This is a genomic window from Roseovarius tolerans, assembly GCF_900109855.1.
GTDB classification, from domain to species: domain Bacteria; phylum Pseudomonadota; class Alphaproteobacteria; order Rhodobacterales; family Rhodobacteraceae; genus Roseovarius; species Roseovarius tolerans.
In genome coordinates, this window is sequence record NZ_FOBO01000002.1 from 163,661 (window position 1) to 188,251 (window position 24,591).

The window sequence follows — 24,591 nt, forward strand, 5'->3', positions numbered from 1 at the left end:
AGATGGCGATCACTGCTGCAATGGTAAAAGAGCTGCGCGACACGACAGGCGCAGGCATGATGGATGCAAAGAAGGCGCTGACCGAGACTGCGGGCGACATGGAAGCGGCTGTCGACTGGCTGCGGACCAAGGGCCTTGCCAAGGCGGCCAAGAAATCCGGGCGCACCGCGGCCGAAGGTCTGGTGGCGGTCAAGGTCGGAGGCGGTGTTGGCGTCGCGGTCGAGATCAACTCGGAGACCGATTTCGTCGCCAAGAACGCCGATTTCCAGAGCATGGTCTCGCAGATCGCCGATGCTGCGCTCGGGGCGGCTGATATCGACGCGCTGAGCGCGACCGACCTGGGTGGCAAGACCGTGGCCGACACCGTGACCGACAAGATTGCCACCATCGGCGAGAACATGTCGCTGCGCCGCATGGCCCGCGTCGAAGGCGACGGTGTAGTGTCCTACGTCCACAATGCCGCCGCTGATGGCATGGGCAAGATCGGTGTTCTGGTGGCCTTCTCGGGTGACGAGACTTTTGCCCGTCAGGTCGCGATGCATATCGCCGCCACCAACCCCGCCTCGCTGGATGAGGCCTCGCTCGACCCGGCGGTCGTCGAAAAGGAAAAGCAGGTCCAGATCGAGATCGCCCGCGAGTCCGGCAAGCCGGATGCGGTGATCGAGAAGATGATCGTTGGCCGGATGAAGAAATTCATGTCAGAGGTCACGCTGCTTGGTCAGGCGTTCGTGATGAACCCCGACCTGACGGTCGAGGCTGCCGCCAAGGAGGCCGACACCACGATCGCGGGTTTCGTGCGCCTCGAAGTGGGCGAAGGCATCGAGAAGAAGGAAGAGGATTTCGCAGCCGAGGTGGCCAAGGCCGCACAGGGCTGAACCACGGGCGCGATCCGGTTGAGAAGGGGCCCCCGCACGGGCCCCTTTTTTCTTGCCCGGATCGCAAATGGCAAGCGGTGCCGCCTGTTAGGGCGACACCGCTCTGGACCGGTCGTCTATTGGGGATGAAACGACGGCCTGTTGGCGTCGACTGCCTGCCCCGATGGAATAAGAGCCGACAGCCGACATCCGGTCAGACCGGAAAAAGGAGCGTTCCCCGAAACGAAAGGTTGAACACCCCCCCATGTTCCCAGGCAATAAAGCCACCACTCACGGAACAGTGACATAATGCGACGTTACCTAACGTAAGGAAAGTAAGGGATTCCATACCATTTTTTAAGCTATTGAATTCAAAGGGTTTCAGGCATCTAGGAAGAAAATCTGATTCTGAAATGCGGCTTTGAGAACCGCCTGTGCGGTGGTCTCGACGCTGAGCGCCTTGCGCGCCAGCCGCAGGTGTTTTTCGACGGTTGCAGGGGTAAGTTCCATCAGCATGGCAATGTCTTGCACCGTTTTGCCATCGCCGACCCAACCCAGAACTTCGCGCTGCCGCGAGGTCAGCGCGCGTTTGGGTGATTCGTAGGGCAGGGACAGGATGCACAGATGCGCCAGGTTGTTGAGCGCGAGAACCGTCTCGCCGACTTCGGACCATAGCTGATCCACCTCCGCCTGCGTCGAGCCGCGCCGTGCGGTGAGGGCCATCGCGGCCTTCATGCGCGGGCGCAGCGACTTGAAACTGATCGAATAGCCCGCCGTCACACCATGCGCCTGGTTGAACTCCAGCACCGCACGTTCCTGCGGCGTCATTTCACCGGCGGCGAGACGCTCGTTCAGGATCGACCACGAACAGGCCCCGTCATTGCCCAGCGACCAGCGCACCATCGGCGCGTGAAAATAGAGACCCTGATCAATGAAGGTGTCGATATAGTCCGGCGCGTGGTTCGACAGGATCACGAAATCATCCGGATCGCCCAGCGAGGTTTCGGTGCGAAACCGTGTGCAGCCATAGATCAGCCGGTCGAACCCGTAGTCTGCCATCTGCCGCGTATGAAGATCCCACAATTCCTCGATCGTGGCGACATTCAGCAGCCGGTTGACGGCCTTCGGGTCGATCATCCGCTGCGCTCCAGATGTCCGCGCATGGCATCGAGGGCCAGGATGTAGCCCGGCGCGCCAAAGCCGCAGATCACGCCGATGGCGACCCGCGCGATGTAGGAGACATGGCGATAGTCTTCGCGGGCATGCACGTTCGACAGGTGCAGTTCGATGGCCGGTATCTGAACCGAGGCGAGCGCATCCATCAGGGCGATCGAGCTATGCGTATAGGCGCCGGCATTCAGGATGATCCCGTCATGGGTTCCGCGCGCGGCGTGAATGGCGTCGATCAGGGCGCCTTCGTGATTGCTCTGTTCAAAGGCGAGGGCGAGCCCGTGCGTCTCTGCATGCGCATGGCACATCGCCTCGATATCCGCGAGCGTGGTGTGACCGTAGATCTCGGGCTGTCGCTTGCCGAGCAGATTGAGATTCGGACCGTTCAGAACCAGAATGGATGTCATGTGCAGGCTTCCTCCGGATCGACGTTTAGACCGCATTGCAGTGTTGTGTCGAGTGAGCCATGTGTCAATCTGTCAATGTGTAGAGACAGGGCGGCGCGAATGACACAGCATGGCACGTCAGGATTTGGAATGTCGGATCGCGTCATAGCTTGGCTCACATGAGATATCTGGTGCAAGCCACTGATATAATGTTGTATTCGAGTAAACTCTACACTTGGCTGATGGATAAAACATTTACATAATACTGATTATGCGCCTAATGGATGTCAGCGCTGCGACCGGTTGCTTATCACCTGCATGCGCTGATCTGGGCATGTGTAATGCGCGGCAAGCGGATCGCGGCATGGTGCCTCGATCACGCGCAAGGCCAGCCATGCCGCTACGGCGGCAAAGACCGCCCCGCCGATCGCCTGCCCGGCCAGCACACCCTGCGCGCCCCAGATCGCCCCGAAGGCCACGACAAAGGGCCATGTGCCAATCGTGTGCCGTGCCCAGTTGACCCCGGTCGAATAGCCCGGATGACCGAGGTTGTTGAACGACGCGTTGGCGACGAAGATCGCGCCGTTGAAGAACGAGCCGAGCGCGAACGGACCGAGATAGAGATAGAGGATGGCGCGCATGTCGCCGTTGGCGTTGAACATGTCCGCAATCGGGGCGCGCAGCACGAAGAGCAGTGCCGACATGCCCACCACATAGAGGGCAAGAAATTTAAGCCCGTCGAAGAATGTCTCGTAGACCCGGTCCATGCGCCCTGCCCCGAAATTCTGCCCGAAGATCGGCCCTATGGCCCCAGAGAGCGCCAGCACGACCGAAAAGACCACCGGCACAATCCGATTGATCACCGCCATGGCGGCGACCGCGTCGGTGCCGTATTTTGCCATTTCCCGCGTCACGATGGCGGTGCCCAGCGGCGTCGCCACCGTGCCCAGAACCGCAGGCAGCGCAATGCCCGCCGCGTCCTTGAAATCGCGAGCCACGCATTGCGGGCGGGGCCGCGCGAAGGCCTGATAGCGCGTCACCGCGAGGAAAAGCGCCAATGCTGCCGTCGCGAGACGTGCCAGCACCGTCGCCACGGCCGCCCCTTCAAGGCCCAAGCCCGCGGCAAAGATCAGGATAGGATCGAAGACAAGGTTGACCCCGGCGCCCAGAAGTGCGGGATACATCGCGCCCCGCGCGTCGCCATAGGCCCGCAACACCGCCACCGCCACCATCGACAGCCCCGACAGGAAGGTCGTCGGCAGGATGATCCACAGGTAGCCATAGGCCATCTCCGCCGCGGCTCCGGAGGCCCCGAGGAGCGCCAGAAGCACATCGAGAAACGGCAGCATCATAAGCGGCAGAAAAAGCCCCGTCGCCACCGCGATCACCGCCGTGCTGGTGGCGTATTCGCGGGCATCTGTGCGATTGCGCTCACCCTCGGCCCGCGCCACGAGCGCGCCCGCCGCAATCGAGAGCCCGATATTGACGGCGCTGGCAAAGAACATCAGCGCGCTGGCATAGCCCGCCGCCGCTGCCAGCTCCTCGCGTCCCAGCATGGAAATGAACACGATATCAATGAGATCGACGGCGAAGATCGCCATCAAGCCGATGCTCGAGGTGAAGGACATCACCGACACATGCCGGAAAAGATTGCCTTGGGTGAAACTGCCGCCGCTCTCGGTCAGGGCCATTGTCATATTCCTTTTACACAACGTGTAAGGCACATAACCGGCTTTGCCGCCCGCTCAATGCCCGGCCCCTCAACACTCTGTGTGCGAATTTGCTCAGCCGCGCGCGGCGATCAGGTGCATCATCCGTGCGCCGGTCTCGTAATAGAGGGTGCGCAGTCCCGCGAAAGCCTCGCGATGGGCGTCAATCACCGGCACCGGCAGATCGTCCTCTTGCCCGCTCAGGAGCGCCCGCGCGGCGGCTCGGCCAAACACCGTGCCCGGCGCGATGCCCCGTCCGGAATAGCCATAGATCGCATAGCCGCCCTGCCCGATGCGCTGAATGCGTGGCAGGTGATTGCCGGTCATCGCGATGCGCCCCGCCCAGGCATGGCTGATTTCGGTGCCGCGCAGGTGGGGGAAAAGCTGCGTGAGCTTGCGTTCCGCCCAGTTGGCATGTGCGCTCGCGTCGCCGCCCATGCCGCCGAGGATGATCCGCCCCGCCGCATCGCGCCGCAGTGAGGTCATCACCAGACCGGTATCCCAGCACCCCTCGCCGCCCGCCAGGATATCGCGTGCGAGGTTGTCGCCGAGGGGTTCGGTTGCCAGTTGGTAGAACTGCACCACCGGCATCTCGGGCAGGCGCACGGGGGGCGCGGGGATATGATAGGCGTTGGTCGCCATCAGCAGATGTTTCGCGCGCAGCTTGCCGCCGGGCGTGTGGATCACCCATTGCCCGCCGTGGCGCGTGGCCGCCGTGACCGGGCTTTGCTCATGCAGGCGCGCGCCCTGCCCTGCGGCCGCGCGCGCCAACCCACGCGCATAGGCCAGCGGCTGAATGGTGCCCGCGCGCGGATCATGCAGCGCGCCGTGAAACCGCTCAGTTCCGGTGCGTGTGGCGACCTCCGTGGCCTCCAGCAGCCGCACCGGTGCGCCGCGCGCCTGCATCTGCGCCAGCCGTCCGCGCAGTTGCGCCATGCCCTTGGGCGCATGGGCCAGATGCAGCGTGCCGTGACGCACGGGTTCGCAGGCGATGTTGTGAGTTTCGATCAGGTCAAAGACGATATCTGGCGCACCGGCCAGCACGGTGTTGAGGTGCTCGCCCGCCGCCTGACCGAGCGTCTTGCAGACCGCATCGGGGGGCAGCCAGAGCCCGGCATTGACCAGCCCGACATTGCGGCCCGAACCGCCATGCCCGACGGTCTCGGCCTCGAGCAGGGTGGCGTCGGCGCCCTGCCCCGCAGCCTCGAGCGCCGCCGAGAGGCCGGTGTACCCGCCGCCGACGATGGCGAGGTCGACGCTGCGTTCGCCCTGCAAGGGCGGTGCTGCGAAATCCTCCGCTGCGCTCGCCTGCCAGAGTGAGGTGAGCGGGCCGCTCATACGCGGCGGCCCTTGGAGTGGTTACGTATTGATATCAGAGACCTGCGCCCCATTCCTCACCTTAGAAAAACGCCTGCAACCCGGTCTGCGCGCGGCCCAAAATCAACGCATGCACGTCATGCGTCCCCTCGTAGGTGTTGACCGTCTCCAGATTGACCATATGGCGAATGACCTGAAATTCCTCGGAAATCCCGTTGCCACCATGCATGTCGCGGGCGTGGCGTGCAATCTCCAATGCCTTGCCGCAATTGTTACGCTTGATCAGGCTGATCATCTCGGGCGCGGCATTGGCCTCGTCCATCAGCCGCCCGACGCGCAGCGCCGCCTGCAGGCCAAGCGCGATCTCGGTCTGCATGTTGGCCAGCTTGAGCTGAAAGAGCTGCGTCTGCGCCAGAGGGCGGTTGAACTGCTTGCGGTCGAGACCGTATTGCCGCGAGGCGTGCCAGCAGAACTCCGCCGCGCCCATGACGCCCCAGGCGATGCCGTAGCGGGCCCGGTTCAAACATCCAAAAGGCCCTTTAAGCCCCTGAACATTGGGCAAAAGCGCCGATTCCGGAACTTCGACGCCGTCCATCACGATCTCGCCGGTGACCGAGGCGCGAAGGCTCAGCTTGCCACCCACCTTGGGCGCGCTCAGGCCTGTCATGCCTTTTTCCAGCACGAAGCCGCGGATCTTGCCGTCATGCGCTTCGGACTTCGCCCAGATGACGAAGACATCGGCAATCGGGCTGTTGGAAATCCACATCTTGGAGCCGGTCAGGCAATAGCCCGTGTCGGTGCGCACCGCGCGTGTCTTCATGCCCGCCGGGTCGCTGCCCGCATCGGGCTCGGTCAGGCCGAAACAGCCGATCAACTCGCCGCTCGCCAGCCCCGGAAGGTACTTGCGGCGCTGCTCTTCGCTGCCGTAGGCGTAGATCGGGTACATCACCAAAGAGCTTTGCACGCTCATCATCGAGCGATAGCCCGAATCGACCCGCTCGATCTCGCGCGCAACGAGACCATAGCTCACATAGCTCGATCCCAGCCCGCCATATTCCTCGGGGATGGTGGTGCCCAAGAGGCCCATCTGCCCCATTTCCCTGAAGACTTCCGGCTCCACCCGCTCTTCGCGATAGGCGTCGATGACGCGGGGTTGCAGGCTCTCCTGCGCGAAAGTGCGGGCGCTTTCGGCGATCATCCGCTCCTCTTCCGAAAGTTGATCGCTCAGGCGGAACGGGTCGCTCCACTCGAAAGAATTAAGATCCGGTGCATCCTTGGCACGCAGCGTGGGGGTATTGGCATTCATGGCGCAATCCTCATGCAATTCTTGGGTTAGAGGCACTTTACACTGGCCAAACCGGCCTGAATAACGATAAATCCACATGAACCTATGAGTTTTTCGCAAGCATGACCCTGCCCCGCCGCTTCCTGCCTTCGATCTCCTCGCTGCGTGCGCTCGAGGCGCTCGACCGTCTCGGGAGCGCCACTGCCGCCGCCGAGGAGCTGTCACAAACGCAAAGTGCGGTCAGCAGGCAGTTGAAAACACTTGAAAATCAGCTTGGCGTGACGCTCTTCCTGCGGCAGGGGCGAAGCATGCGTCTGACGCCCGACGCGGCGGTTTATGCCGACAAGGTGCGCGGGGCCCTGCAGCAGATCGCGCAAGCCTCGGTCAACATGACGGTAAACCCGGTCGGCGGCAGCCTGAGCCTTGCGATCCTGCCAACCTTCGGCATGCGCTGGCTGGTGCCGCGCCTTGCCGATTTCGCGCGCCGTCACCCCGAGGTGACGATCAACCTCTCGACTCGTCTCAAGCCGTTCAACTTCGCCTCCGAACCCTTTGACGCAGCGATACATTTCGGGAATGCGGACTGGCCTGGAACGGATGCGCTGCGGCTGAAAACCGAGGCAGTTCTGCCGGTTGCAGCCCCCGACCTTCTGTCGGCCCATCCCCCGGTCACCTCTGCGCGGGACCTACTGCGTCTGCCGCTCTTGCATATCGAGACGCGCCCCAATGCCTGGGACGATTGGTTTGGCGCGCATGGCATCAAGGATCCGCGCATCACCGGCACGGTCTATGATCAATTCTCAACCATCACGCAGGCGGCGCTGCACGGGTTGGGCGTGGCGCTGCTGCCCGATTACCTCGCGGAGCAGGATTTGGCGACCGGGCGGCTGGCCCGCGTCTGGGGCGCGCGCACGGAGATGTCGGGCGCCTATTACCTCGTCTGGCCGGAAAGCCGCGCGCGCGATCCCGCGCTGCTGACGTTCCGCGACTGGCTGGCGGGACAGACCGAGGATGAGGACACGCTGCCGCGCTAGGCGTTATCCTGCCGCGCGCGTTGCCTCGTCATCTTCATCATCGCGCCCGCCCTTGGCATTGGTCACCACGCCGAGCGATTTCAGCTTGCGGTGCAAGGCGCTGCGCTCCATCCCGACGAATTCCGCCGTGCGGCTTATATTGCCGCCGAACCGGTTGATTTGCGTCATCAGGTATTCGCGTTCGAACGCCTCGCGGGCGTCGCGCAGGGGCATGGTCGCGACGGCCCCCGACAGCACGACGCGCCCCTCTTCCACCGGGCCGCTGCTCTCGCCCGGCAGTTCGGCGACGCCGATCGGCCCGCCCCCTTCGCCAAGGATCAGCACCCGCTCGATCACGTTGCGCAGCTGGCGCACGTTGCCGGGCCAGTGCATGGTCTGCAACAGGGCCGCGGCCTCCTCGGACATCTCGCGCAGCGGCAACCCTTGCGTTTTGTGCAGCATGTCGATGAAATGCGCGGCCAGCGCCGGGATATCCTCGCGCCGCTCTTCCAGACTTGGCACGCTGATCGGCACCACGTTGAGCCGGTGAAAGAGTTCACGTCGAAACCGGTCGGCGGCGATTTCGGCCTCGAGATCGCGGCTGGTCGAGGAAATCACCCGCAGATCGACCTTGATCTTGTCGCTGCCACCGACGCGCAGAAAGGTCTGATCGACCAGAACCCGCAGAATCTTGGACTGCGTGCCGGGCGGCATGTCGGCCACCTCGTCGAAATAGATCACCCCGCCATTGGCCTCTTCCAGCAGGCCCGGTGTCACGCCGGTCTCGGTGTTTTCACGGCCAAAGAGCACCTCTTCCATCCGGTCGGCCGCGATCGAGGCGCAGCCCACGGTCACGAACGGGCCGGTGGCCCGGTGCGAATTTGCATGGATATAACGCGCGGCGAGTTCCTTGCCCGAACCGGCCGGGCCGCTGAGCATCACCCGCCCGTTCGATTTTGTGACCTTGTCCAACTGCCCGGTCAGCGCACGAAACGCGGGCGCATCGCCGAGCATTTCCGACGGGGCCGTCTCGCGCCGCTTCAGCGCCTGATTCTCTCGCCGCAAGCGGCTGGTTTCCATGCCGCGCCGGATCACCACCATCAACTGGTCGATGTTGAATGGTTTCTCGATGAAGTCATAGGCGCCTTGCTTGATCGCCGCGACCGCGATTTCGATATTGCCATGTCCCGAGATGATCACCACCGGCACATCCGGGTAATCGCGTTTCACGGTCTTGAGGATGTCGATGCCGTCCATCTGGCTGTCCTTGAGCCAGATATCGAGGATCAGAAGGCCGGGCTGTTCAGCGGCGATTGCTGTCATCGCCTCGTCGGAATTGCCCGCCCGCCGGGTGGTATAGCCCTCATCCTCGAGAATATCGGAGATCAGTTCGCGGATATCGCGTTCGTCATCGACAATCAGAATGTCACTCATTGGTCCCTCACATGGCCGCCCTGGCCTCTACAATCTCGTTTTGTGCCGTCAAAAGCGGCAGGCGCACCACCGCACAGGCACCGGCATGCGCGCCCGGCGCAAACGGCACGGCGTCCTCCAGCGTGAGCGTGCCGCCATGCTCTTCGATGATCTTCTTGACGATGGGCAGGCCGAGGCCGGTGCCCTTGTCGCGTGTCGTCACGTAAGGCTCGAAGAGGCGCGCGCGATCCTCGGGCAGGCCGATGCCGTTGTCGGAAATGCGGATCACCGCGCTGTCGCCGTCTTCGGCGCTTTCGATGCGGATCATCGGCTGATGCCCCTCGGGCGCGCCTTTTTCGGTCAGGCTCTCGATGGCCTCGCCCGCGTTCTTGATCAGGTTGGTCAGCGCCTGTCCGATCATCGACGGGTCGATTTCGGCGCGCAGGGGCGCGTCAGTCATATCGAGATCGAACCGCACGTCCGGCTGGCCGCTCTCTTGCAGGAGTGCCGCCTCGCGGAGCACCTGGCTCAGGCTCAGCGGCTCGGTCTGCGGCTCGGGCATGCGGGCGAATTTCGAAAATTCATCGACGATCCGGCGCAGGTCATTGGTCTGGCGCACCACCACGTCGGTCAATTGCTCCAGGCTCTCGGCCTGATCCGGCTCCAGCTGCCGGGCGAACTTGCGCTTGATGCGCTCGGCGCTCAGTTGGATGGGCGTCAGCGGGTTCTTGATCTCATGCGCGATGCGCCGCGCCACGTCGCCCCAGGCGGCCATGCGCTGCGCCGTCACAAGATCTGTCACGTCGTCGAACGCCACCACATAGCCCTCGCGCCGTCCGCCCTCGCCCATCCGGGTGGACATGCGCACCAGCAGGTTTTCCTGCCGCGTGCCGCGGCTGACCTTGATCTCTTCCTGCACAAAGCCGCTCGGAACCACGCGCAGCCGGTCAAAGAGCGGGCCGAATTCGGGCACCGCCACCGACAGCGCCATGGATTGTTGATCCTCCTGCCAGTCGAGCAGGCGTTCGGCGGCGCGGTTCACGAAGGTCACACGCCCCTTGGCATCGAGCCCGACCACCCCCGACGAGACCGACCCCAGCACCGAATCAAAGAGGCGGCGGCGGCGCTCGATCTGTTGGGTATTGGCCAGCAGGCGTTCGCGCTGACCCTTCAGCTGCCGGGTCATCTGGTTGAAATAGGTGCTGAGTTGCGCGATCTCGTCGTCGCCCTCTTCCTCGCGCACCTGCGTATCGAGATCGCCCTCGCCGACCCGCTGCGCGGCAGAGGTGAGCCGTCCGACGGGCCGCGACAGACGCTCGGCGAACCACATGCCAAGCCAGATCGCGGCGAGGATCAGAATGACCGCGAAGCCCAGGTAGAGCAGCCCGAACTCGAATAGAAGCCGCCCGCGCTCGCTCTCGCGTTGCTTGTAGAAACGTGCGGTTTCCTGGGTGTCGTCGAGCAGGTTGAGGATCGCGCCATCGACATTGCGGCTGATGTAGAGCAGCCGGTCGGAAAATGCATCGAGCGGCATCAGCGCGCGAAACTCGTTATTGTCCCAATCGCGGATCACCGTGACGCCCTGCTCTCGGGCCTCGGCGATTTGCTCGGGCGTCGGCTCTTCGTAGTCGAAGAGATAGGAGCGCTCGCCGCGGGCCCGCAGCTCGCCGGTGCCGTCGATCACGAAGGCCTCGCGCAGCCCGCGCTGAATCTCGCGCTGCCCAGATGAGAGGACCTGCCGGATGTCGCCATCGCTCATGAAGACCGTCGCGCGCTTGGTGGTATTGATCACCTGCGCCAGCACCCGTGCATCGGTTACCAGATCGCGGCGGTGCTCGTCCTCATAGGCTTGCGCGGCGGCCACGGAACTGTCGACCACGCGCCCGACGCGGTCGGAAAACCATGCCTCCAGCCCCATGTTGACCGATAAAGTGGCAAAGACCGCCACCGTGATTGTCGGCAAGAGCGCCATCAGCGCGAATACGCCGGTCAGCCGCAAGTGCAGCCGCGAGCCCGCCGAGCGCGACCGACGCGCCGCGATCATCCGGGCCACCCGTTGCAGCACCAGCCCCGCGACCATGAGCACATAGATCATGTCCGCCAAAAGCACGAGCCGAAGACCGTTGGAGGATGTGCCCTGATCGAGAGGGCCGAGCAGCAGGTAAGTGGCGAAGGCTAGAACAGGGCCAAGGATAACAAGGCCCAGCGTGGCGTAGCTCCGCAACTGACGCAGCCGTCTCAGGCGGGTGATCCCCTCCCATGACAGGCGCCTGCCGCGCATTTTGCGTGTCCGCGTTGCCACGCATGCCCCCCATCGGTTAGTGGGGCGGCCGCGCCTGCCCCGCAACATCTGGCCCTGCGGCGCGCGAAACGCCGGTCAGGTCACAGTCCTGTTGCAGTTTTACATCAACTTGCGGCGGCGTGTCACGTGAATATCAAGATCGGTGATTTTCTTGCGCAGCGTATTGCGGTTGATCCCGAGCAGTTCGGCGCACTTCATCTGGTTGCCGCCGGTGGCATCGAGCGCGATCTCGATCAGCGGTGTTTCGACCTCGCGCAGGATTCGCCCATAGAGCCCCGCAGGCGGCAGGTCCGCACCGTGGAGATCGAAATAGCGTTGCAGATGCCCCGCCACCGAGGCCGACAGGCTCTCGCCGCGCACCTGCCCCATCACCGGCTCGGCGCGCGGCTGATTTCCCAGCACCGCCTCGACCTCGGAGCGGGTGATTTCCTGCGCCAATGCGGTGAGGCCGATCCGGCGCACTGCGTTCTCCAGCTGTCGCACGTTGCCGGGCCAGCTATAGGCGCGCATCAGCTCCACCGCGCCGTCCGACAGGTGACGCGCGGGCTGTCCCTCGCGTTCGTCCCGGGCGAGGAAATGTGCCGCCAGCAGCGGGATATCCTCGATCCGTTCGCGCAGGGACGGCACGTCGATCACGGCCCCGCTCAGCCGGTAATAGAGATCCTCGCGCAGCGTGCCGTCCTCCAGCGCCTGTGCCGGCGGCACCCGGCTGGTGGCCATGAAGCGCGGCACGTGATCGCCCGGCGCGTCCATCATCCGCACCACGCGGCCCTGCGCCTCGAGCGGCAGATCGCTCGCCTCGTCCAGCACCAGCGTGCCGCCCTTGACCCGCGCCATCACCCGCGACGGGCCGTCAAGTTCGCTCAGATCGCTTGCCGTCACCGTCACGAAGGGCAGCGTGCGCCGGTCCGAGAAATCGTGCAGCGCCTTGGCGATGAGCGACTTGCCGGTGCCCGATTCGCCGCAGATCATCACCGGCAGATCGCTGTGCATGACCCGCGCTACCACGCGGTAGAGGGTCTGCATTGCGGGCGTGCGCCCGATCAGCGGCAATTCCTCGGGTCGGTCCTCTTCGGGGGCCACCACGCTGCGCCGGGCGCGGGCCTCGAGCGCGCGCGCGGTGCGTTTCATCAGGTCGGGCAGATCGAAGGGCTTGGGCAGGTAGTCATAGGCCTCGGCCTCGGCGGCCTTGATCGCCGTCATGATCGTGTTCTGCGCCGAGATCACGATCACCGGCAGGCCGGGCCGGTCCTGCGCGATCTTGGGCAGCATCTCCAACCCATTGCCATCGGGCATCATCACGTCCGAGATCACCACGTCGCCCTTGCCTTCGCCGACCCACCGCATAAGCGTGGTCAGGCTCGACGTGGCATGCACCCGGCACCCCGCCCGTGTCAGCGCCTGTGTTAGAACCGTCCTGATCGTGCGGTCATCATCGGCGACCAATACCGTGCCGTCCATGTTCTAGCCTCCCTGGCCTGTCGTCGTCTGTGCGCGTTGCAATGAAATGCGGAACACCGTGCGCCCGGGCACCGAACTTACCGAGATCCAGCCGTCGTGATCCGAAATGATCTTGGCCGCGAGCGCGAGGCCAAGCCCCGTGCCATTTTCGCGGCCCGACACGAAGGGATCGAACACCTCTTCGGCGATCTCGGGCGGCAGGCCCGGCCCGTCGTCGATGATCTCGATTTGAAGCGGCAGCGCCTTGCCCTTGCCCTCGCCACGCCGCACCCGCAGCGATTGCTCGTAATAGCTGTGCAGGCGGATCGTGCCGGGCCGTCCCTTTGCTGCTTCCGCTGCGTTCTTCAGCAGGTTCAGCACCACCTGCAACAACTGATCCGCATCGCCAAGCGCCAGTGGCAGCGACGGGTCGTAATCCTCGATCATCGTCATATGCGCGGCAAAGCCCAGCATCGCCGAGCGGCGCGCGCGATCCAGCACATCATGCAGGTTCACGGGCTTCAGATCCGGGGCGCTGATATTGCCGAACTGCTCCACCCGCTCGAGCAGGCCCACGATGCGGCGGCTTTCGCTGACGATCAGATCGGTCAGTTCGAGATCGTCCTGCCCCAGCGTCATCGACAGAAGCTGCGCCGCGCCCGTAATGCCCGCGAGCGGATTTTTGATCTCATGCGCCAGCATCTCGGCCATGCCGATGGCCGATTTCGCCGCCGATTTCACGTTGCTGTTCTGCACCATGCGGCCGGCCAGCTCTCGCGGGCTGATCAGCATGATCATATGACCGGGGCTGCCCGCCAATGGGGCCACCTGAAGATTGCACTGCATCGGCGCACGCTCTCCGGTGCCGACGTCCACATCATTGACGAAAAGCGGGGCGTCGTTCTCGCGGGCCCGTTCGAACGCCTCTTCCAATGGCGCATTCACCGCCAGCTTGTCCCAGAGCGGCTGACCGGTCAGCGCGCGCTCGGAACTCATCATGAAGCCCTCGGCGGCGGGGTTGATCCGCGTGATGCGATCCTCGGCGTCGATCACCAGCGCGGGCACTGGCAATGACGTCCAGATCCCCTCCTCGGTGCTCATGCCGCGTGCCTTTCGCAGACGGTGTCCTGCATGGCATCCGGCAAGAGGTGCAGCACCGTGTCCGGCGCCGCCGTCAGCACCCGGCGGCGCAGATCGGCCCCGGTGCCCGCGTGATCCATGTACCAGCCCAGATGCTTGCGCGCGGCGCGCCCGCCGAGATCGCGCCCGTAAAAGCCCAGCATCGCCTCGTAATGCCCGGCCACCAGATCGGCCAGTTCCGCACCTTGCGGGATTACGGGCGCGGGTGTGCCGTAAATCTCTGCCGCCACCTGCGCCAGCAGCCAGGGGCGGCCTTGCGCGCCCCGTCCGATCATCACGCCGTCGGCACCGGATTGTTCCAGCGCGCGGCGTGCGCTCGGCCCGTCCACGATGTCGCCATTGGCCAGCACCGGCACGCGCACGGCGTCCTTGACCGCGCGAATGGCCGCCCAATCGGCGCGCCCCTTGTAGAATTGACAGCGCGTGCGCCCGTGGATGGTGATCATCTGCACGCCTGCCGCCTCGGCACGGCGCGCGATCTCGGGGGCGTTGAGGCAATCGTCATCCCAACCCAGCCGGGTCTTGAGCGTGACCGGCACACGGACCGCGCCGACCACCGCCTCGATCAGCCGCAGCGCATGATCCGGCGTGCGCATCAAGGCCGAGCCAGACGCCCCTGCCCCGCTCGCGCTCGTCACCTTCTTGGCGGGGCAGCCCATGTTGATGTCGATGGCCTTCGCGCCGCGATCCTCGACCATGCGCGCGGCCTCGGCGATCCAGCGGGTGTCACAGCCGGCAAGCTGCACGACCGTGTTCGCAATCCCCAGCCCAAGTTCGGCCTTTTCGCGCACGCCGGGTTTGGCCTGCACCATTTCCTGGCTCGCGACCATTTCGCTCACCACCAGCCCCGCGCCAAAACGCGACACCAGGGACCGAAACGGCAGGTCGGTGATTCCCGCCATCGGGGCGAGCGCCACGGGCGGATTGAACCACCTATCGGCAAGTGAGAGCATGTGTGTGCCTAATCCTTGTGCAACATCGCCTTTGTAGCCCTGACGCGGGCGAGAAACAACGCTGCAAGGTATAATTCACAGCGCCCTCACTAGCACTCGCCTATTTATTAAGCACATGCTCAGCCATTGCGCTCGCCCCGGACGCGCCGTAATCAGGACCACATGACGAACGCCGCTCTCATCGTCGCCGCAGGTCGCGGCACCCGTGCTGGCGGGGACTTGCCAAAGCAATGGCAGCCCCTCGCCGGTCGTCGCGTGATCGACTGGACGGTCGATGCGTTTCTCGCGGTGCCGGGGATCACCTCGATCACCGTTGTCCTGCATGCCGACGATATTGACCGTCTTGTTCCGCACCCGCGGATTCGCGTGGCCGAGGGTGGTGCCACACGGGCGATCTCGGTGCGCAACGGGCTGGACTCGATGGCAGGCGACCCGCCTGATCATGTTCTGATCCACGATGTCGCGCGCTGCTGCATCACCCCCGAACAGATCAGCGCCGTGCTCGATATGTTGCACGCGGGGGCTGTTGCCGCCGCCCCCGCCCTGCCCGTCACCGATGCGCTCTGGACCGGCGCGGGTGGCCATGTCACCGGCACCCGCGACCGCGCGGACCTTTACCGTGCGCAGACGCCGCAGGGGTTTGAATTTGCCACGATCCTCGCCGCGCACCGGGCCCATGCGGGGGATGCGGCGGACGATGTCGCCGTCGCGCGCGCCGCCGGACTCTCCGTGGCCATCGTCGAGGGCGATGAGGATAACCTCAAGATCACCCACCCACAGGACTTTGGCCGCGCTTCTAAGCTATTGGAACATAAGATGGATATACGTATCGGCACCGGGTTCGACGTGCACCGTTTCGGCCCCGGCGATCACTGCATGCTCTGTGGCGTCGCGGTGCCGCATGATCGCGGGTTGCAGGGCCATTCCGATGCCGATGTGGGCATGCACGCGCTGACCGATGCGATTTACGGAGCCATGGCCGAGGGCGATATTGGTCGGCATTTTCCGCCCTCCGATCCGCAGTGGAAAGGGGCCGAAAGCCATGTCTTCCTGCGCCACGCGGTCGATCTGGCATCGCAAAAAGGGTTCACGATCAATAATATGGACGTCACTCTTGTCTGCGAGCGCCCGAAGATCGGGCCGCATGCGCAGGCCATGCAGGAGGCGCTGAGCAGGGTCACCGGTCTCGCCCCTGACCGGATCTCGGTCAAGGCCACCACGTCCGAACGGCTCGGCTTTACCGGGCGAGAGGAAGGCATCGCAGCGCAAGCCGCCGTGACACTGGTGAAGACATGCGCGTAACTCATTTGATAGCCACGTTTTTCCATGTCGGCCACTTGCGCCCGGCCCCCGGCACATGGGGGTCGCTTGCGGCGTTGCCCTGCGCCTGGGCGCTGCATGTGGCGGGCGGTCCGCTCCTGCTGAGCCTTGGCGTGGTCGTGGCGTTCACATTAGGTATGTGGGCCACAGGACGGGAAACGAAAGGAAAAGACGATCACGATCCGTCCGAGATCGTGATCGACGAGGTCGCCGGTCAGTGGCTTGCCTTTTTACCGGTGTCCATCGGCGCGACGCATGCCGGGGTGGCGCTGACCGCGCTCTGGCCCGGCTGGATCACGGCATTCCTTGCCTTTCGCCTGTTCGACATCTGGAAGCCCGGCCCGATCGGCTGGGCGGACCGGCGCGGCGATGCGCTTGGTGTGATGCTGGATGACATCCTCGCGGGACTGGCCGCCGCGCTCTGCGTCATGGCGGGGGCGGCGATTTCGCACGGGGTGCTGGGCCTGTGAGCGTCGCCGATATCCTCGACAGCGCCCGTGCGCAGGGCGTGATGATCGCGACCGCCGAAAGCTGCACGGGGGGCATGGTTGCCGTTGCGCTGACTGATGTTTCCGGCTCCAGCGCGGTGGTTGAACGTGGCTTCGTAACCTATTCGAATCAGGCGAAAATCGAGATGCTTGGCGTGTCGCCCGAGACGCTTGCCGCGTTTGGTGCCGTTTCCGAGGAGACCGCGCGCGAGATGGCCGACGGGGCGTTGCGTCACAGCCGTGCCAATCTTGCCGTGTCGATCACCGGCATCGCCGGTCCCGGCGGGTCAGAGCACAAGCCCGAGGGGCGTGTCTGTTTCGGCCTCGCCCATACCGGCCATCCTACTGTCAGCGAAACGCAAGACTTTGGCGCGCAGGGCCGGGACGCGGTGCGCCGTCTTTCGCGGGATCACGCGCTCGAACTGCTGCAAGCTGCGGTGTCACGCGGTCCCGTATAGGGCCTCCGCGCGCTCCTCGAAGGCACGCACCACCCGCTTCATCGCCTCGTAAAAGAAGAACTCCGCCGCCGATTGCAGCAATCGGTTCTTGAACGCGAAATCGACGTCGAACGCCACCTCACAACCGCCCTCTACATCGCGAAACGCCCAATTGGAGCGCATATGCTTGAACGGCCCGTCAAGGTATTCGGTCGCGATGCGCCGCTCTTGCGGGAAGAGTTCCACGCGGCTGCCGAAGCGTTCGCGGAACACCTTGAAACTGATCACGAGATCCGCCTCCATCAGTTCTGAACCATCCTCGCGCGGGGTGACCTTGCGCACCCGGGCCGCCGCCGTCCAGGGCAGGAACTCGGGGTAGCGCGCCACATCCGCGACCAGCGCATACATCTGATCCGCCGTGTAGCGCAGCGTTCGCGTTTCTGAATGTGATGGCATGGTAGCCCCGGTTTGCACGTGACAGAGGCGCGCTTTTTCATAGACTGGGGCGGAAAGTTCAAGGGGGTCACATGCCGCAACGCGCCTATGTCATCGACAAATTGATTTCCGCCAAGAGCATCGCCGCCCGTATCGAGACCCTCTCGCATGAAATCGAGGCCGAATTTGCGGGCACCAGCAAGCTGGTTGTCGTGGGGCTGCTGCGCGGCTCTTTCATCTTCATCGCCGATCTGGTGCGCGAGTTGGACCTGCCCGTCGAGGTCGATTTCGTCGAAACCTCGTCTTACGGTAACGCGATGGAGAGTAGCCGGGAAGTGCGTATTCTCAAGGACTTGCGCGGCGATATTGAAGGGCGCGACGTGCTGGTGGTCGAGGATATCGTCGATACTGGCCACACCCTCGCGCATGTGCTGCACCTGCTGAATAGCCGCCGCCCCGCGCGCCTGCGCACCATCGCGCTGCTCGACAAGCCGTCGCGCCGCGAGACAGATATCAGCGCCGACTGGATCGGCTTTGAAATCCCCGATGAATTCGTCGTCGGCTACGGCATCGACTACGCGCAACGCAACCGCAACCTGCCCTATATCGGCACGGTCCGGTTCATTGATCCCGCGTGATCGGCGCGGTGGCGGACGCAGCGGGAGTTGGTGCTGAGACCTCCGCCGTTTGAATGCGGCGGCGCAGCAAAAGAAAAAGAGGGGGCACAAGGCCCCCTCAGGTTCGCGGATCGGGATGTTTATTTACCGCCCGATTATGGTTGTTGCCTGTCTCCGATCCGCGTCCAGGGCGAGCGCACCCGCCCCTGAACTCTTCAGCTACACCCGCTCGTCCCGCCGCAGGTGTTGCACTTCATGCAGGTGCCGTTGCGCACCAGCGTGTAGTTGCCGCATTCGCCGCAGGCCTCGCCTTCGTAGCCCTGCATCCGGGCCTTGGTGCGGGCGTCCATCGACATCGTGGTCGACGTGGCCGACACCGATGTCACGTTGGCCTGCACCGTCTCGGGCACGAGGGTTTGCAGCGCTACCTCGGCGTCGCTGCCGCGAAAGCCGGTGGTGCCGGTGCCCTGCCCGCCCTGGAACACCACGAGTTCCTGTGGCAGGCGCTTGCGCAGGTAGCCGGTGGAGCTGATCTGCTTGAGCACCTCCAGCGAGCGTGACGCAGCTTCGCCCGACATCTCCTTGATATTGCTGACACCTTCCTCTTCACCGCGGCCCAGATCATCGAAGGACGCGCCGGAGGGTTTGACATGCGCCAGATCGGTGCGGTCGAGATAGCTGACCGCCAGTTCGCGGAAGATATAGTCGAGGATCGAGGTGGCGTTCTTGATGCTGTCATTGCCCTGCACCATGCCCGAGGGCTCGAACTTGGTGAAGGTGAAGGCATCGACGAATTCCTCAAGCGGCACGCCGTATTGCAAGCCCACCGAGACGGCGATGGCGAAATTGTTCATCATCGCGCGGAACCCGGCACCTTCCTTGTGCATGTCGATGAAGATCTCGCCAAGCTGGCCGTCCTCGTATTCGCCGGTGCGCAAGTACACCTTGTGCCCGCCGACGATGGCCTTTTGGGTATAGCCTTTGCGACGCTCGGGCATCTTCTCGCGGTTGGAGCGGACGATTTCCTTGATCACCACCTTCTCGACGATCTTCTCTGCCAGAACGGCGGCCTTTTCCTGCGCGCTGCCTGATTCGAGGATCTCGGCGGCCTCGTCGTCATCCTCGACCAGCGCCGATGCCAGCGGCTGGCTGAGCTTGGAGCCGTCGCGGTAGAGCGCGTTGGCCTTGACGCCGAGGGACCACGAGAGCTCATACGCCTTCTGGCAATCCTCGATGGTGGCGTCGTTGGGCATGTTGATCGTCTTTGAGATCGCCCCCGAGATGAAGGACTGCGCCGCTGCCATCATGGTGATGTGGCTCTCCACGCCGAGATACCGCTTGCCGGTCTTGCCGCAGGGATTGGCGCAATCGAAGATGTGGTAGTGCTCTTGCTTCAGATGCGGCGCGCCTTCCAGCGTCATGGTCCCGCAGACGTGATCGTTCGCGGCGTCGATATCGCGCTTGGAATAGCCCAGATGCGCGAGCAGGTCGAAGGTCGGATCGTTCAGCTTTTCGGTGGGAATGCCCAGCACCTGCGTGCAGAACTCCGCGCCGAGTGTCCACTGGTTGAAGACGAAACGGATATCAAAAGCTGAGCCAAGTGCGGCATCGACCTTGGCCAGTTCGTTCTCGCCAAAGCCGTGACCGATGAGCGAGGTGTGGTTGATGCCGGGCGCATTGCCGATGGTGCCGTGGCCCACGGCATAGCCGATGATTTCCTCGATTTGCGCGGGGCCATAGCCCAGCTTTTCAAGGGCGGCTGGCACCGACTGGTTGATGATCTTGAAATAGCCGCCTCCGGCCAGTTTCTTGAACTTCACCAGCGCGAAATCGGGCTCGATCCCGGTGGTGTCGCAATCCATCACCAGCCCGATCGTGCCGGTGGGCGCGATCACCGATGTCTGCGCGTTGCGGTAGCCGTGCTTTTCGCCGAGTTTGAGCGCCTCGTCCCAGCTGGCCATCGCGAGGTCGATCAATCGCGCATCGGGGCAGCTCTTGTGGTCGAGCGGTACCGGTTTGACGGCGAGCGCCTCGTAACCCTCGGTCGCGCCATAGGCGGCGTTGCGATGGTTGCGGATCACGCGCAGCATGTGCTTGGAGTTGGATTTGTAGCCTGCGAAGGCGCCCAGTTCGCCCGCCATTTCGGCGGAGGTCGCGTAGGAGACACCGGTCATGATCGCGGTCAGCGCCCCGCAAAGTGCGCGGCCCTCGTCGCTGTCATAGCCGTAGCCCATGTTCATCAAGAGGCCGCCGATATTGGCATAGCCAAGGCCAAGCGTGCGGAAGTCATAGCTGCGCTGCGCGATCTCTTTCGACGGGAACTGCGCCATGGTCACCGAGATTTCCAGCGTCACCGTCCAGAGCCGGGTGGCGTGCATGTAGGCATCGGCGTCGAACTGCCCGTCGACATAGAACTTGAGCAGGTTCATCGAGGCGAGGTTGCAGGCGGTGTCGTCGAGGAACATGTATTCCGAGCACGGGTTGGAGCCGCGGATTTCGCCATCTTCGGGGCAGGTATGCCACGCGTTGACGGTGTCGTGATACTGAATGCCCGGATCGGCGCAGGCCCAGGCCGCGTGGCCCACATCCTCCCAAAGATCGCGCGCCTTGATGGTCTTGGAGACCGAGCCGTCGGTGCGGTTGATCAGCGCCCAATCTTCGTCATTTTCGACGGCCTTGAGAAAGGCGTCGGTGACGCGGATCGAGTTGTTGGAGTTCTGGCCGGAGACGGATGCATAGGCCTCGGAATCCCAGTCGGTGTCATAGGTCGGGAATTCGATGCTGTCATAGCCCTGCTTGGCATAATCGAGCACGCGCTTGACGTAGGTTTCGGGGATCTGCACCTGCTTGGCACCGCGAATGGCGGCTTTCAGCTGCGGGTTGGTCTTGGGGTCGACCGCATCCTCGGTGCTACCGTCCCAGGCGCGGATCGCGGCAAAGATCTCGTTCAGTTTCAGCTCGTGCATCTTCGATCCGGCGACGATGCTGGCGACCTTTTGCTCTTCCTTGACCTTCCAGTTGATGAATTCCTGGATGTCGGGGTGATCGGCGTCGCAGATCACCATCTTGGCGGCGCGGCGCGTGGTGCCGCCCGACTTGATGGCACCCGCCGCGCGGTCGCCGATCTTGAGAAAGCCCATGAGGCCCGAGGACTTGCCACCGCCCGAGAGCGGCTCGTTGGCGGCGCGCAGGCTGCTGAAATTGGTGCCGGTGCCGGAGCCGTACTTGAAGAGCCGCGCCTCGCGCACCCAGAGATCCATGATGCCGCCATCGCCAACCAGATCGTCCTTGACCGACTGGATGAAGCAGGCATGCGGCTGCGGATGCTCGTAGGCGGAGGCGGATTTGGTCAGCTCACCAGTCTCGAAATCGACGTAGTAATGGCCCTGGCCGGGGCCGTCGATGCCGTAAGCCCAATGCAGGCCGGTGTTGAACCACTGCGGCGAGTTCGGGGCAGCCATCTGGCGGGCCAACATGTAGCGCATTTCGTCGAAATAGGCGCGGGCGTCGGCCTCCTTGGTGAAGTAGCCGCCCTTCCAGCCCCAATAGCACCACGCACCCGCCAACCGGTCGAAGACCTGCTTGGCGGAAATCTCACCGCCGAACCCGTCATTGTCCGCCGCGGGGCGGCCGCGCCACAGGAATTCCGGCACGCCGTCCTCGGCAATCTTCTCGAGTTTGTTGGGCACGCCCGCCTTGCGGAAATATTTCTGGGCGATCACGTCGCTGGCGACCTGGCTCCAGCCTGCGGGGACCTCGATCTCATCGAGTTTGAAGACCGTCGTGCCATCGGGATTGCGGATCTCGGAACTCGTGGTCACGAACTCCAGCGCGGCGTATGCGTCCTGTCCGGCGGTGGTGAATTTACGTTCGATCTTCATGTGGCTGCCCCATAGCAAATTGGTTCGTGGACCGCTGTGGCCCGGTGTGAGTGACCGTCGCCCGACCGAAGGCAAAGCTGTCCTGTGTGCCGCGTGACTGATCAGCGGCGCAAGCTGTACCCGGTGGTGATCCGGCTATGTCGAAGTTTGGGTCGTATGTCCCTGCCCGGGCCGATCACTATATCTTGTGGTCTTGCCGCCCGTTCACACAAACTGACGTATGTTGCCCTATCTGGTCAACGAAAAATTTAGCGATTTTTCGACAAAAAGGATTTGACTATTCGGCGGTGTGGCATTGCCGTTCACGGAACAGTGATTCATCCACAGGCCGTCATGCAGGTGCAGCGAAAACGGCTAGCGGCAAAGAAGCCCTGCGATCATCGGGCATTAGCGCGTAAAGCTGTCAAATGGGTTGAACTCGGGGGCTGCGCGATGCCAGCGCGACGGGCAGAGCGATGCTGCATCCGCAACATCTAGCAGACCGATGCGCCATGTCTACATCTTGTGCAGGAAAGTGGTCGGGGCGGCGAGATTCGAACTCACGACCCCCTGTACCCAAAACAGGTGCGCTACCAGACTGCGCCACGCCCCGGACCACGGGGCCGTGTCTAGCGCCGAAGCGTGCGGTTGAAAAGCGTAAAACGCCGGATGGCGCCGTCTTATTGACCTTCGCCACAGGGCCAGGCCGCCGCGTCCTGATCAATCGCCGGATGGCGAAGTTGCCAGCCCTCCGCGATGCCGATCTTGCGCGACAGGCCGCCATTGATTTCGAGCACGCTCTGAATCTCGTTGCCGCCGAAGATCGGCGTCTCGTCCAGCGGCGTGGCCTCGTGATGCACCTTTTGCACGGTGCCGCTGGCATCGAGAAAGATCATGTCGAGCGGAATGAGGGTGTTCTTCATCCAGAACGCCACGCGCTTGGGCTTCGGGTAAACGAACAGCATGCCCGCGCTCGAGGAGAGGGTTTCACGGTCCATCAGGCCCTGCGCGCGCTCGGCCTCATCATCGGCCAGTTCGACGCGAAACCTGACCATTCCGGCGTCGCTGCGCAGGATGACCGCGTCCTCGCGACAGGGTTCCGCCACCGCCGTTCCCGCCCACAGGGCGAGCACGGCAATTTTCATAAGCCCGAAGACTTGGCTGCCGCTTCCCATCCACACACCTCAGTTGCCATTCGCCCTCTTTTACCATCAATCACGCGAATAGCCAGCGCTTCTCCGGGCTGGACATCCGCCAGACCCGAACGGCGCAACACCTCTATGTGAACGAACACGTCCTCCTCGGAGCCGAAGGTATTGGCAAAGCCGAATCCCTTGCCCTTGTCGAACCATTTGACGCGCGCAGGCTGTAGCGGGGCCGAGCGTATCTCGTCGAGGTCGATCTCTTGCAGGTCGCTCAGACCGGTCAGTTCCAGATGGTCCGGTGCCTCGATTGCATGCACCTCGACGGCCTGATGGCCGCGTTCCGTCTGTTGCACGTCCAACTCAACCCCTGCGCGATCAGCTACAGAGCTTTGGCCAAAGTTGCGAAGCACGTTGGCATGGAGCAGAATGTCAGGACCACCCTCATCAGCAACCACAAACCCGAATCCCTTTACGGGATCAAACCATTTAACACGTCCTTTTACTCGGCGAATATCGTCATCGTTTCTTGTCACAGTGTCCTACCTAACAGCCTTCATCCCCAAGACCGTACCTAGACTTGCGCTATACTCACCCCCGCATGCAAGTCCAAAATATCACTTATATTCAATTGCTTGCATTTCACGTGACGTGAAATTCATGGGTTCAGGCGTTGAATATTCCAGCTTTCATCGTCAATTTCGCGGCGCCAGACGAAACGGTCATGCAGACGGAATGCCCCGTCTGCCCAGAACTCAATCTCAACGGGGGCGATTCTGAAACCTCCCCAAAAGGGGGGGCGCGGCGGATTGGGCCCCTTGCGCGCGGTCACTTTCGCGACTTCGGCCATCAGCGTCGCGCGCGAGTCGAGCGGCCTGGACTGCTCGGACGCCCATGCGCCAAGACGACTTTTGAGCGAGCGCGACGCGTAATACGCATCCGCCTTCGGCCCTTCCTCGCGGGTGACATTCCCGCGCAGCCGGATTTGTCGTCGCAGCGATTTCCAGTGCAGGACCATCGCCGCCTGCGGGTTCGCGTCGAGTTCCTGTCCCTTGGCCGACCCGTAGTTCGTATAGAAAACAAAGCCATTCTCGGCGATTTCCTTGAGCAGGACCATTCGCACGTTTGGCAGGCCGTCGGCGTCCGCCGTGGCGAGCGCAACCGCGTTGGGATCATTGATTTCGCTGGCTTCGGCCTCGGTCAGCCATTGCCGCGCGATCTCGAACGGATCGTCGCCTGCGAATATTCCGTCTCGTTCCATGTAGGGGCCGTCCTGTCTGTCAAATAGCATGAACCGAGCAGTTTAGCTC

At 63.4% G+C, this 24,591-nt stretch carries 21 protein-coding genes and 1 tRNA gene; 6 read left to right on the forward strand and 16 right to left on the reverse strand.

Annotation, left to right across the window (positions count from 1 at the left end; translation table 11 throughout):
• Window positions 1–2: 2 nt before the first annotated feature.
• Window positions 3–875 carry a translation elongation factor Ts gene (tsf, locus tag BMX04_RS02595; protein ID WP_050661538.1) on the forward strand — a complete coding sequence of 291 codons (873 nt, stop codon included), beginning with the start codon at window positions 3–5 and terminating at the stop codon, window positions 873–875.
• A 360-nt stretch (window positions 876–1,235) separates the two neighbouring features.
• On the opposite strand, the gene BMX04_RS02600 is transcribed toward tsf, so the two are convergent.
• The 5 genes from BMX04_RS02600 to BMX04_RS02620 form a co-directional block, all read right to left on the reverse strand.
• Window positions 1,236–1,991 carry a LuxR family transcriptional regulator gene (locus BMX04_RS02600; RefSeq protein ID WP_074784866.1) on the reverse strand — a complete coding sequence of 252 codons (756 nt, stop codon included), beginning with the start codon at window positions 1,989–1,991 and terminating at the stop codon, window positions 1,236–1,238.
• Window positions 1,988–2,431 (reverse strand): type II 3-dehydroquinate dehydratase, encoded by a 444-nt coding sequence (aroQ, locus tag BMX04_RS02605; RefSeq protein WP_074784867.1) that lies wholly within the window; start codon window positions 2,429–2,431, stop codon window positions 1,988–1,990. Before aroQ ends, BMX04_RS02600 begins: the two co-directional genes overlap by 4 nt.
• Before the next feature lie 266 nt (window positions 2,432–2,697).
• Window positions 2,698–4,101 carry an MATE family efflux transporter gene (locus BMX04_RS02610; RefSeq protein WP_074784868.1) on the reverse strand — a complete coding sequence of 468 codons (1,404 nt, stop codon included), beginning with the start codon at window positions 4,099–4,101 and terminating at the stop codon, window positions 2,698–2,700.
• A gap of 93 nt (window positions 4,102–4,194) precedes the next feature.
• Window positions 4,195–5,457 carry an NAD(P)/FAD-dependent oxidoreductase gene (locus BMX04_RS02615; RefSeq protein ID WP_074784869.1) on the reverse strand — a complete coding sequence of 421 codons (1,263 nt, stop codon included), beginning with the start codon at window positions 5,455–5,457 and terminating at the stop codon, window positions 4,195–4,197.
• A gap of 61 nt (window positions 5,458–5,518) precedes the next feature.
• Window positions 5,519–6,742, reverse strand: a complete 1,224-nt coding sequence (locus BMX04_RS02620; RefSeq protein ID WP_074784870.1) for an acyl-CoA dehydrogenase — start codon at window positions 6,740–6,742, stop codon at window positions 5,519–5,521.
• A 101-nt stretch (window positions 6,743–6,843) separates the two neighbouring features.
• On the opposite strand from BMX04_RS02620, the gene BMX04_RS02625 reads away from it, so the two are divergent.
• Window positions 6,844–7,755, forward strand: coding sequence for a LysR substrate-binding domain-containing protein (locus BMX04_RS02625; RefSeq protein ID WP_074784871.1), 912 nt, complete (start codon window positions 6,844–6,846; stop codon window positions 7,753–7,755).
• Window positions 7,756–7,758: 3 nt separating this feature from the next.
• On the opposite strand, the gene ntrX is transcribed toward BMX04_RS02625, so the two are convergent.
• The 5 genes from ntrX to dusB all read right to left on the reverse strand — a co-directional run bounded on the left by ntrX (window position 7,759) and on the right by dusB (window position 14,982).
• Window positions 7,759–9,168, reverse strand: a complete 1,410-nt coding sequence (gene ntrX, locus BMX04_RS02630) for a nitrogen assimilation response regulator NtrX (RefSeq protein ID WP_074784872.1) — start codon at window positions 9,166–9,168, stop codon at window positions 7,759–7,761.
• A gap of 7 nt (window positions 9,169–9,175) precedes the next feature.
• On the reverse strand, window positions 9,176–11,428 hold the full coding sequence (locus tag BMX04_RS02635; RefSeq protein ID WP_074784873.1) for a sensor histidine kinase NtrY-like: 2,253 nt from the start codon (window positions 11,426–11,428) through the stop codon (window positions 9,176–9,178).
• Window positions 11,429–11,548: 120 nt separating this feature from the next.
• Window positions 11,549–12,910: a response regulator gene (locus tag BMX04_RS02640; RefSeq protein WP_074784874.1), complete on the reverse strand. Its 1,362-nt coding sequence runs from the start codon at window positions 12,908–12,910 to the stop codon at window positions 11,549–11,551.
• A 3-nt stretch (window positions 12,911–12,913) separates the two neighbouring features.
• On the reverse strand, window positions 12,914–13,990 hold the full coding sequence (locus tag BMX04_RS02645) for a two-component system sensor histidine kinase NtrB (RefSeq protein WP_074784875.1): 1,077 nt from the start codon (window positions 13,988–13,990) through the stop codon (window positions 12,914–12,916).
• Window positions 13,987–14,982 (reverse strand): tRNA dihydrouridine synthase DusB, encoded by a 996-nt coding sequence (gene dusB, locus BMX04_RS02650; RefSeq protein ID WP_074784876.1) that lies wholly within the window; start codon window positions 14,980–14,982, stop codon window positions 13,987–13,989. Before dusB ends, BMX04_RS02645 begins: the two co-directional genes overlap by 4 nt.
• Window positions 14,983–15,144: 162 nt before the next feature.
• Between dusB and BMX04_RS02655 the strand changes: the two genes are divergently transcribed.
• Genes BMX04_RS02655 through BMX04_RS02665 form a run of 3 tightly spaced genes read left to right on the forward strand, consistent with a single transcriptional unit; the run spans window position 15,145 to window position 17,248 of the window.
• A complete protein-coding gene (locus BMX04_RS02655; protein ID WP_074784877.1) occupies window positions 15,145–16,284 on the forward strand; it encodes a bifunctional 2-C-methyl-D-erythritol 4-phosphate cytidylyltransferase/2-C-methyl-D-erythritol 2,4-cyclodiphosphate synthase in 1,140 nt (379 codons plus the stop codon).
• Window positions 16,275–16,772 carry a phosphatidylglycerophosphatase A family protein gene (locus BMX04_RS02660; RefSeq protein ID WP_074784878.1) on the forward strand — a complete coding sequence of 166 codons (498 nt, stop codon included), beginning with the start codon at window positions 16,275–16,277 and terminating at the stop codon, window positions 16,770–16,772. The genes BMX04_RS02655 and BMX04_RS02660 overlap by 10 nt, the downstream gene beginning before the upstream one ends.
• Complete coding sequence (locus tag BMX04_RS02665) at window positions 16,769–17,248, forward strand: CinA family protein (RefSeq protein ID WP_074784879.1); 480 nt, start codon at window positions 16,769–16,771, stop codon at window positions 17,246–17,248. The genes BMX04_RS02660 and BMX04_RS02665 overlap by 4 nt, the downstream gene beginning before the upstream one ends.
• On the opposite strand, the gene BMX04_RS02670 is transcribed toward BMX04_RS02665, so the two are convergent.
• Complete coding sequence (locus BMX04_RS02670) at window positions 17,231–17,683, reverse strand: type II toxin-antitoxin system RatA family toxin (RefSeq protein ID WP_074784880.1); 453 nt, start codon at window positions 17,681–17,683, stop codon at window positions 17,231–17,233. The two genes, BMX04_RS02665 and BMX04_RS02670, sit on opposite strands and share 18 nt — an antisense overlap.
• Window positions 17,684–17,754: 71 nt before the next feature.
• On the opposite strand from BMX04_RS02670, the gene hpt reads away from it, so the two are divergent.
• On the forward strand, window positions 17,755–18,300 hold the full coding sequence (hpt, locus tag BMX04_RS02675) for a hypoxanthine phosphoribosyltransferase (RefSeq protein ID WP_050661554.1): 546 nt from the start codon (window positions 17,755–17,757) through the stop codon (window positions 18,298–18,300).
• Between the two features lie 194 nt (window positions 18,301–18,494).
• Here the strand turns inward: hpt and BMX04_RS02680 are convergent, their stop codons facing one another.
• The 5 genes from BMX04_RS02680 to pdxH all read right to left on the reverse strand — a co-directional run bounded on the left by BMX04_RS02680 (window position 18,495) and on the right by pdxH (window position 24,542).
• The gene (locus BMX04_RS02680; protein ID WP_074784881.1) at window positions 18,495–22,160 is read right to left on the reverse strand and encodes a vitamin B12-dependent ribonucleotide reductase; all 3,666 of its coding nucleotides are present in this window, start codon (window positions 22,158–22,160) and stop codon (window positions 18,495–18,497) included.
• A gap of 515 nt (window positions 22,161–22,675) precedes the next feature.
• Window positions 22,676–22,752 (reverse strand) — tRNA-Pro (locus BMX04_RS02685).
• A gap of 67 nt (window positions 22,753–22,819) precedes the next feature.
• Window positions 22,820–23,284 carry a DUF192 domain-containing protein gene (locus tag BMX04_RS02690; RefSeq protein ID WP_139194477.1) on the reverse strand — a complete coding sequence of 155 codons (465 nt, stop codon included), beginning with the start codon at window positions 23,282–23,284 and terminating at the stop codon, window positions 22,820–22,822.
• The gene (locus tag BMX04_RS02695) at window positions 23,281–23,817 is read right to left on the reverse strand and encodes a cold-shock protein (protein WP_083398061.1); all 537 of its coding nucleotides are present in this window, start codon (window positions 23,815–23,817) and stop codon (window positions 23,281–23,283) included. Before BMX04_RS02695 ends, BMX04_RS02690 begins: the two co-directional genes overlap by 4 nt.
• Before the next feature lie 122 nt (window positions 23,818–23,939).
• Complete coding sequence (gene pdxH, locus BMX04_RS02700) at window positions 23,940–24,542, reverse strand: pyridoxamine 5'-phosphate oxidase (protein ID WP_074784883.1); 603 nt, start codon at window positions 24,540–24,542, stop codon at window positions 23,940–23,942.
• Between the last annotated feature and the right edge of the window lie 49 nt (window positions 24,543–24,591).

Coding starts and splice junctions, on each gene's coding strand:
- BMX04_RS02620 (WP_074784870.1), bottom strand. CDS start 6,742: ATGAATGCCAATACCCCCACGCTGCGTGCCAAGGATGCACCGGATCTT.
- BMX04_RS02660 (WP_074784878.1), top strand. CDS start 16,275: ATGCGCGTAACTCATTTGATAGCCACGTTTTTCCATGTCGGCCACTTG.
- BMX04_RS02690 (WP_139194477.1), bottom strand. CDS start 23,284: ATGAAAATTGCCGTGCTCGCCCTGTGGGCGGGAACGGCGGTGGCGGAA.
- hpt (WP_050661554.1), top strand. CDS start 17,755: ATGCCGCAACGCGCCTATGTCATCGACAAATTGATTTCCGCCAAGAGC.
- BMX04_RS02655 (WP_074784877.1), top strand. CDS start 15,145: ATGACGAACGCCGCTCTCATCGTCGCCGCAGGTCGCGGCACCCGTGCT.
- dusB (WP_074784876.1), bottom strand. CDS start 14,982: ATGCTCTCACTTGCCGATAGGTGGTTCAATCCGCCCGTGGCGCTCGCC.
- BMX04_RS02610 (WP_074784868.1), bottom strand. CDS start 4,101: ATGGCCCTGACCGAGAGCGGCGGCAGTTTCACCCAAGGCAATCTTTTC.
- BMX04_RS02640 (WP_074784874.1), bottom strand. CDS start 12,910: ATGGACGGCACGGTATTGGTCGCCGATGATGACCGCACGATCAGGACG.
- BMX04_RS02645 (WP_074784875.1), bottom strand. CDS start 13,990: ATGAGCACCGAGGAGGGGATCTGGACGTCATTGCCAGTGCCCGCGCTG.
- aroQ (WP_074784867.1), bottom strand. CDS start 2,431: ATGACATCCATTCTGGTTCTGAACGGTCCGAATCTCAATCTGCTCGGC.
- tsf (WP_050661538.1), top strand. CDS start 3: ATGGCGATCACTGCTGCAATGGTAAAAGAGCTGCGCGACACGACAGGC.
- ntrX (WP_074784872.1), bottom strand. CDS start 9,168: ATGAGTGACATTCTGATTGTCGATGACGAACGCGATATCCGCGAACTG.
- BMX04_RS02670 (WP_074784880.1), bottom strand. CDS start 17,683: ATGCCATCACATTCAGAAACGCGAACGCTGCGCTACACGGCGGATCAG.
- BMX04_RS02615 (WP_074784869.1), bottom strand. CDS start 5,457: ATGAGCGGCCCGCTCACCTCACTCTGGCAGGCGAGCGCAGCGGAGGAT.
- BMX04_RS02680 (WP_074784881.1), bottom strand. CDS start 22,160: ATGAAGATCGAACGTAAATTCACCACCGCCGGACAGGACGCATACGCC.
- BMX04_RS02625 (WP_074784871.1), top strand. CDS start 6,844: ATGACCCTGCCCCGCCGCTTCCTGCCTTCGATCTCCTCGCTGCGTGCG.
- BMX04_RS02635 (WP_074784873.1), bottom strand. CDS start 11,428: ATGCGCGGCAGGCGCCTGTCATGGGAGGGGATCACCCGCCTGAGACGG.
- BMX04_RS02600 (WP_074784866.1), bottom strand. CDS start 1,991: ATGATCGACCCGAAGGCCGTCAACCGGCTGCTGAATGTCGCCACGATC.
- pdxH (WP_074784883.1), bottom strand. CDS start 24,542: ATGGAACGAGACGGAATATTCGCAGGCGACGATCCGTTCGAGATCGCG.